The organism is Acidovorax sp. KPB24-07 (genome assembly GCF_057543315.1).
The window spans coordinates 1-7,317 of the sequence record NZ_BAAJYS010000186.1; the positions used below are offsets into that span (position 1 = coordinate 1).

Annotated in this window: 6 protein-coding genes and 1 pseudogene; 5 read left to right on the forward strand and 2 right to left on the reverse strand. The window is 69.7% G+C overall.

Annotation, left to right across the window (positions count from 1 at the left end; genetic code table 11):
* A pseudogene (locus tag AC27IQ_RS16425) lies at positions 1-1,980 on the reverse strand (ATP-dependent helicase); the annotation flags it as partial.
* 270 nt (positions 1,981-2,250) lie between these two features.
* On the opposite strand from AC27IQ_RS16425, the gene AC27IQ_RS16430 reads away from it, so the two are divergent.
* The 5 genes from AC27IQ_RS16430 (at position 2,251) to AC27IQ_RS16450 (ending at position 5,436) form a co-directional block, all read left to right on the forward strand.
* Positions 2,251-2,958 (forward strand): hypothetical protein, encoded by a 708-nt coding sequence (locus AC27IQ_RS16430; protein WP_487090092.1) that lies wholly within the window; start codon positions 2,251-2,253, stop codon positions 2,956-2,958.
* Positions 2,955-3,497 (forward strand): GTP-binding protein, encoded by a 543-nt coding sequence (locus AC27IQ_RS16435; protein WP_317355421.1) that lies wholly within the window; start codon positions 2,955-2,957, stop codon positions 3,495-3,497. The genes AC27IQ_RS16430 and AC27IQ_RS16435 overlap by 4 nt, the downstream gene beginning before the upstream one ends.
* Before the next feature lie 9 nt (positions 3,498-3,506).
* Positions 3,507-3,905: a roadblock/LC7 domain-containing protein gene (locus tag AC27IQ_RS16440; protein WP_284431363.1), complete on the forward strand. Its 399-nt coding sequence runs from the start codon at positions 3,507-3,509 to the stop codon at positions 3,903-3,905.
* Between the two features lie 85 nt (positions 3,906-3,990).
* Positions 3,991-4,350 (forward strand): hypothetical protein, encoded by a 360-nt coding sequence (locus AC27IQ_RS16445; protein WP_272566851.1) that lies wholly within the window; start codon positions 3,991-3,993, stop codon positions 4,348-4,350.
* Positions 4,351-4,485: 135 nt separating this feature from the next.
* Complete coding sequence (locus AC27IQ_RS16450; protein WP_487090094.1) at positions 4,486-5,436, forward strand: AEC family transporter; 951 nt, start codon at positions 4,486-4,488, stop codon at positions 5,434-5,436.
* Positions 5,437-5,509: 73 nt separating this feature from the next.
* Here AC27IQ_RS16450 and priA read toward each other — a convergent pair.
* Positions 5,510-7,317, reverse strand: a 1,808-nt coding sequence (gene priA / locus AC27IQ_RS16455) for a replication restart helicase PriA (RefSeq protein WP_487090093.1), incomplete at its 5' end; no start/stop codon positions are given.

The following is a 7,317-nucleotide window of genomic DNA, read 5'->3' on the forward strand; positions in this document are numbered from 1 at the left end:
TGTTCTTGTCCAGCGCCATCTCGGCGATGAAGCGGCTGGCTGCGCGTTCACCATCTCGCGGCCCTTCTTGCGCTTTTTTGGTCCAGCTGACGGCCAGGGCTGCGCTGGCGCGGGTGATTCCCAGTACATCAGGCGGCGCTCTTCCTGCAGGCGCTGCAGCGTGTCGTCGCTCACCTTGAGCTGCCGGCCCTCGTCGTCGTCGAGCTTGAAGGGCAGCATGCCCTCGGTCACGCCCACCAGCACCACATGCGGCCACTCCAGGCCCTTGGAGGCGTGCAGCGTGGACAGCGTGACCATGTCCTGGTCCTTCTCGCGCTCGCTGATGGTGGACAGCAGTGCGATGGTCTGCGAGACCTCCAGCAGGCTCTTGGTCTCCTTGGTGACGACGCTGCCCGAGGTGTCGTCGATCTGGCCGCCGGCACGCTGCGACATCCAGTCGCAGAACTCCAGCACGTTGCTCCAGCGCGCGGCGGCGACCTTCTCGCTGTCCTCGCCTTCGTACAGGTGCTTTTCGTAGTCGATTTCCTTGAGCCAGTCGGCCAGGAAGGCGCGCGAATCCTCGGCACCGTGCGTGTGCCGGGCGCGGTATTCGAGGTCGTTGACGTAGCGCCCGAACTCCATCAGCCCGTCGAGCGCGCGCTTGGGGATGGCCGCCGGCAGCATGCCGTTGAACAGCGCGCCGAACATGCTCAGCTTGTGCCTGGTGGCGAATTCGCCCAGTGCGCCCAGCGTGGTGTGCCCGATGCCGCGCTTGGGGCTGGTGATGGAGCGCAGGAACGCCGGGTCGTCGTCGTTGTTGATCCACAGGCGGAACCAGGCGCACAGGTCCTTGATTTCCGCGCGGTCGAAGAAGCTCGTGCCGCCCGAGACCTTGTAGGGGATGTTGGCCTTGCGCAGCGCCTTCTCGAACGGCTTGGCCTGGTGGTTGGCGCGGTAGAGGAGGGCAAAGCTCTTCCAGGCCGGCGGCGGGTTGGCCGCGGCACGCAGGCTCTGGATGCGGGCCACGGCGCGCTCGGCCTCGTGCTCCTCGCTGTCGGCGTCCACCACGCGCACCGGCTCGCCTTCGCCCAGCTCGGAGAACAGCGTCTTGGGAAACAGCTTGGGGTTGGGCTGGATCACGTTGTTGGCCGCGCGCAGGATGGCGCTGGTGGAGCGGTAGTTCTGCTCCAGCTTGATCACCTTGAGCTGCGGAAAGTCGACCGGCAGCTTTTTCAGGTTGTCCAGCGTGGCGCCGCGCCAGCCGTAGATGGACTGGTCGTCGTCGCCCACCGCGGTGAAGCGCGCGCGCTCGCCCACGAGCAGCTTGAGCAGCTCGTACTGCGTTGCGTTGGTGTCCTGGTACTCGTCCACGAGCACGTGGCCCAGCACCCGCTGCCATTTGCTGCGCACCTCGGGGTGGTCGCGCAGCAGGCGCAGCGGCATGCCGATGAGGTCGTCGAAATCGACGCTCTGGTAGGCGGTGAGGCGTTCTTCGTAGCGCGCCATCAGGACGGCGATGCTGCGCTCGTTGTCGTCCGCGGCCTGCGCCAGCGATTCCTGGGCGTTCAGGCCCATGTTCTTCCACTTGCTGATGGTCCACTGCCACTGGCGGGCGGTGGCCATGTCGGTCGTGCCGCCGGCCGCGTCCTTGAGGATGCCGGTCACGTCGTCCGCATCGAGGATGCTGAACTGGGGCTTGAGCCCGAGCACATGCCCGTCTTCGCGCACCATGCGCACGCCCAGCGCGTGGAACGTGCACACCAGCACGTCCTTGGCCGCACGGCCGATGAGGCCCTGCGCGCGCTCGCGCATCTCGGCGGCGGCTTTGTTGGTGAAGGTGATGGCGGCGATGCGGCGCGCCTCCAGCCCCGTTTCGATCAGCCGGGCGATCTTGTGGGTGATCACCCGCGTCTTGCCCGAACCTGCGCCCGCCAGCACGAGGCATGGCCCCTCGGTGTAGTGGACCGCCTGGAGCTGGGCGAGATTGAGACCGGCGGACATGCGCAAAAAGGAAGGGGGTGGACAGGCGCCGGCGAGGCACGGGTGGAGCACCGCTTCCGAGGGAGAAGGGGCAGGAGCGCGCAATGATACCGGGATGGGCCGGAGTCGAGCCGGCCCTTTTAACCGGGTTTTGTAGGAGTGGTTCGGCGAAATCCGGAATGGGGGCAAACAGCTAAATCATTTTTTTCATATTTAGCAATTTCTTGACAATGTATCAATGTGCGTCTTTATACTGGGCCCATCCATTTGATTTCCACCGGGGTCACCGCCATGCGCGATGCTTCAGCGGGGGTGGCCGCAGAGATGCTCACTCCCCACTTTTACGAGCGGTTCCACAAGCTGTTCAGCGTGGCGTCGCGCAAATCGTTGCTCCGCTGGCATGAAGTGCCGGCCGCCGAGGCCCAGGTGCTGCTGCTGGACGACGCCAGCGCGGCGCAGCCCGGCTCCCGCGCGCCGTGCCTGGTCTGCGTGGGGGGCTCGTTTCCCGACAAGGCGCCCCAGGCGCAGTGGACCGCGCGCCTGCAGACCGGCTATACGCTGGCGGACCTGATCGACGTGCTGGACCGTGCCGCCGTGTTCCTGATGGACTGGCGGGCGCGCCAGACGATGACGGCCGCCTCCGCCGACACGGCGTGGGAGTCTCCCGCCGCGGCGCGCGCCGCGTTCGGTGACCCCCAGCAGCGGTTCCGGCTGAGCACCTGGGTGTCCCTGGGGGCGCCGTTCCGCTCGGGCGGCCATGTGCGGTCGCTCGCGTTGCTCACCCGCGCCCCAGTCAGCCTGGCGCAGTTGTGCGAGCACAGCGGCCTGGAGCCCGCCGCTGCGCAGGCGCTGCTGGCCGAGTTGTCCCGCCGCAACGTGCTGCGCACCGAAACGGCGGCATCGGCACCGGCCGTGCGCGCCGACCGCCCGAAGCCCTCCGGGCACGGCGGGCTGGTTCAGCGGCTCACGCGCTGGGTGCGCGGTGGAGGCCAGGCATGAACGGGGCACTGCCGCGCATCGCGCTCGTGGGGCCCATGGGCATCGGCAAGACCACCGCGCTGCGCTCGCTGTGCGGCGACGTGATGGCGTCTTCCGACGTGCCCAACCTCGACCGGGCGGCGCATTCCAAGGCGTTCACCACCGTGGGCGCGGAGTTCGGCGAGATCGACCTGGGCGATGGCGAGCACGTGCAGGTGTGCGGCTGCCCGGGGCAGGACCGCTTCGACTTCGTGCGGCAATGGATCCTCTCGGTGTCGATGGGCGTCTTCATCATGGCCGACGTGGCCCGTCCCTCGGCCGTGGGCGAGACGCTCGACCTGCTCGCCGAAATGGCCGTGCAGCCCGATCCGCCGCTGGCCCTGGTGCTCAGCGCCCGTCCCGCCACGCCCGCGCAGATCGAGGCGTTCGGCCTCGCGCTCTCGGCCTCGCCGCACGGCGTGGTCCCCATCCTGGAAGCCGATCCGCGCGACCGCGGCCAACTGCTGGAGGCCGTCGGCGTGCTGGCTTCCATGCTCTCCCTGCAGAACGAAATCGACTGAAATCCCATGATGAACAAGGCGAACATCGTCCCCCCCGAGCGCGCGCAGGCGGCCCGGGAGGTGCTGGACCGCGTGGTGGCCCCCGCGGGCGACGTGCGCATGGCGCTGGTGACCACCCTCGACGGCTTCGAGGTGGCCTCGCTGTCGGTGGGCGGCGGCCTGGAGGTGCGCCGGCTGGCGGCCATGGCGGGCTCGCTCATGGCAATGGCCCGTGCCGTGGGCCGCGAGATCGACTATCCCGGCTGCCGCCGCCTCACCTTCGAGACCGAGGCGGGCCTGGCGATCTTCCAGGCCATCGGCGGCGCCTTCCCCTGCATCCTGTGCCTGGTGCTGGAAAAGCAGGCCGTGCTCGGGCGGGCCCTGTGGACCGCCGGCGAGGTCGCCCAGCAACTGGCCCGCCCCGAATGATTCCCCGCGTGTTGCCGGGTCGGCCGGCGGCGCGCATGTGTGCTTGCTCCCCCTTTCGTCTCTTTCTCTTTAAGGAATCGAACCCATGGCCTCCCTTCAAGAATCTCTGAACCAACTCCATTCCATCGACGGCGCCCTGTGCGCGGCCGTGGTGGACAGCGGCAGCGGCATGCTGCTGGGCAGCGTCGGCAGCGGCGTGGACATGGAACTGGCGGCCGCTGGCAACACCGAAGTGGTCCGTGCCAAGAACAAGACCATGCGCTCGCTGGGCCTGGCCGACAAGATCGACGACATCCTCATCACGCTGGGCAAGCAGTACCACGTGATCCGCCCCCTGGCCGCGCACGAAGGCCTGTTCATCTACCTAGTGCTCGACAAGGAGCGCTCCAACCTCGCCCTGGCACGCCGCAAGGTGCAGGAAGTGGAGCAGGGCGTGCAGATCTGACCGGACAGGCTGCGGCGCGCTGCGCCACGCCACCGGGGCCTGGAATCGGCCCTGGTCCCGCTGCCCGCCCCGTGCGGGCTTTTTTTCGCGGTGACGCGCGGCGCTCTGCACGCCGCCTTGCGCCGACAATGGGCCGTGCTGTCGGTTCTTTCCATCACCTTTCCCTTCTTCGCGCTCGTGCTCTGCGGCTACCTGGCCGCGCGCGCGGGCGCGCTCCCGCAGGCGGCCATTCCCGGGCTGAATGCGTTCGTGCTGTTTTTCGCGCTGCCGTGCATGCTGTTCCGCCTGGGCGCGAACACGCCCATCGGCCAGTTGCTGGACCCGGCGGTGGCGGGCCTGTACATCCTGTGCGGCCTGGCCCTGGTCGGCGCCACGGTGGCGCTCACCCGGGTGCGACTGGGTTGGAACGATGCCGCCTTCGGCGCGCTGGTGGCGGCCTTTCCCAACACCGGCTTCATGGGCGTGCCGCTGCTGGTGGCGCTGCTCGGGGCCTCGGCGGCGGGGCCGGCCATCCTGACGATGCTGGTGGACATGGTGCTCACGACCTCGCTGTGCATCGCCCTGTCGCGGCTGGACGGCGTGGGCACGCACGGCGTGGCGGTGGCGGTGCGACGGGCCTTGCGCGGCATGGCGAGCAACCCCATGCCCTGGGCCATCGCACTGGGGGCCGTGGCGTCCGCATTCCAGTGGAAGTTACCCGGCCCGCTCGACCAGACGGTGGCGATGCTGGCCGGCGCGGCGTCGCCCGTGGCGCTGTTCACGATCGGCGCCGTTCTGGCGCGCTCGCAGATGAACCAGCACGACCGCGTGCCCCCGCGCGACTACGTGCCGGTCGCGCTGGCCAAGCTGTTCGTGCATCCGCTGCTCGTCTGGGGCGCGGGGCACGGTGCGATCGCGGCGGGCGTGCCGCTCACGCCGTTCGCACACACGGTGCTGGTGCTGGTGGCGGCGCTGCCGAGCGCCAGCAACGTGTCGCTGCTGGCCGAGCGCTTCGGCGCCCACAACGGGCGCATCGCGCGGATCATCCTGGTCTCCACCGCGCTGGCATTTCTGAGCTTTTCGGCCGCCACCGCAATATTGACTTAGGCGTTGTGCTATCTATTTGATAGCGATCGATGTTGCGTGACGCCAACCTGCCAGGCGCTGCCCCGCCGGGGGATCAGATCGTCAGCGGGTCCACATCCACCAGCCAGCGGATCAGCCCCTTGTGCTCCGGCGCCCCGCGCGTGGCGTGCAGCACCGGCTGCCAGGCCGACAGAAAGCGCTGCAGTGCCGCGCGGCTGCCGCTCTCCAGCAGCATCTGCGCGCGCTCCACGTTGGCCACCCGCTGGATCGCCAGGGGCACGGGGGGAAACAGCGTGACATGCTCCAGTCCCGGCAACCCATCGGCTTGCGCGGCGGCGCTGGCCGCGGCCAGGAACGCCTGGGCCACCTCTTGCGTGCGCGCGTCGGCGCGCACCAGCGCCTGGTAGGCGAAGGGCGGCATGGCGGCTTCGGCCCGCTCGGCCAGTTGGCTGTCGGCGAACGCGGGGTAGTCGTGCCGGCGCAGCGCGGCGTACACCGCATGGTCGGGGTGGTAGGTCTGCACCCACATCTCGCACCGGCTGCCTTGCTCGGCCACGTAGCGTGCATCGCGCCCCGCGCGGCCGGCGGCCTGCAGCAGCAGGGCGAAGAGGCGCTCGGGGGCCCGGAAGTCGCTGGAAAACAGCGCGCCGTCGGGCTGCACCGCCGCCACGAGCGTGATGCGCCGAAAGTCGTGGCCCTTGGCCACCATCTGCGTGCCCACCAGCACATCCACCTCGCCCGCATGCACCTGGGCCAGTTGGGATTCGAGCGCGCCCTTGGCCTTGGTGGTGTCGGCATCGATGCGGGCGACGCGTGCCGCCCGTCGCTCGGGCGTGATCACGTTGCGCAGCAGGGCGGACAGTTGTTCTTCCAGCTGCTCGGTGCCGCGGCCGATGGGGGCGATGTCGGGGTTGCCGCAGCCCGGGCAGGCGTGTGGCACCCGCTGGGTGTAGCCGCAGTGGTGGCAGCGCAGGGTGCGGTCGATCTTGTGAAAGACCTGGTGCGCGCTGCAGTGCGGGCAGTCGCTTTTCCAGCCGCAGTCGCTGCAGTGCAGCACGGGCGCGAAGCCGCGGCGATTGAGCAGCACCAGGCACTGCTCGCCGCGCTCCACGCGCTGGGTGATGGCCGCCAGCAGCGGGGCGGAGAACACGGCGCCGCGCGGCTGCTGGCCCATGTCCACCAGACGCACGTGCGGCAGTTCGCCGGCGCCGATGCGGCTGGGCATGTGCAGCCGCCGGTAGCGCCCGGCCGGGATGCCGGCTTCGGCGGGCCGGCTGGCATGCCAGCTTTCCAGCGAGGGCGTGGCCGAGCCCAGCACCACCTTGGCGCCCTGGTCGCGGCCGCGCCAGATGGCCAGGTCCCGGGCCGAGTAGCGGGCGCCTTCCTGCTGCTTGTAGCTGGCGTCATGCTCCTCGTCCACCACGACGAGCGCCAGGCCCGGCATGCTGGCGAACACCGACATGCGCGTGCCCAGCACGATGCGCGCCGTGCCCGCATGCGCCGCCAGCCAGCTCTTGAGGCGCTGCGGGTTGGTCATGCCGCTGTGCAGCGAGACCACGCTGCCCGCGCCGTAGCGGGGCGCGAAGCGGGCGGTGAAGCGCTCCTCCAGCTGGGGGGTGAGGTTGATCTCGGGCACCATCACCAGTGCCTGCGCCGCCGGATCGGCCTCCAGCGCCTCCTGCACGCAGCGCAGGTAGACCTCGGTCTTGCCGCTGCCAGTGCTGCCGTAGAGCAGGAAGGGCCCGGGTTCGGCGGCGATGGCGGCGCGGGCGCTTTCCTGCTCGGCGCTCAGGTCGATCTCCGGCAGTGCATCGCCACCCTGCAACGACGCCGCCGGGCGGCGCAGGCGCCGCGCGAGCTGCGCTGGGCCCAGGTCCCGCAACTGGGGCGGCAAGGCGGCCA

Excerpts from the sequence above, each read along its gene's own strand:
- AC27IQ_RS16445 (WP_272566851.1), top strand. The coding sequence starts at position 3,991 with ATGGCCTCCCTTCAAGAATCTCTGAACCAACTCCATTCCATCGACGGC.
- AC27IQ_RS16430 (WP_487090092.1), top strand. The coding sequence starts at position 2,251 with ATGCGCGATGCTTCAGCGGGGGTGGCCGCAGAGATGCTCACTCCCCAC.
- AC27IQ_RS16435 (WP_317355421.1), top strand. The coding sequence starts at position 2,955 with ATGAACGGGGCACTGCCGCGCATCGCGCTCGTGGGGCCCATGGGCATC.
- AC27IQ_RS16440 (WP_284431363.1), top strand. The coding sequence starts at position 3,507 with ATGAACAAGGCGAACATCGTCCCCCCCGAGCGCGCGCAGGCGGCCCGG.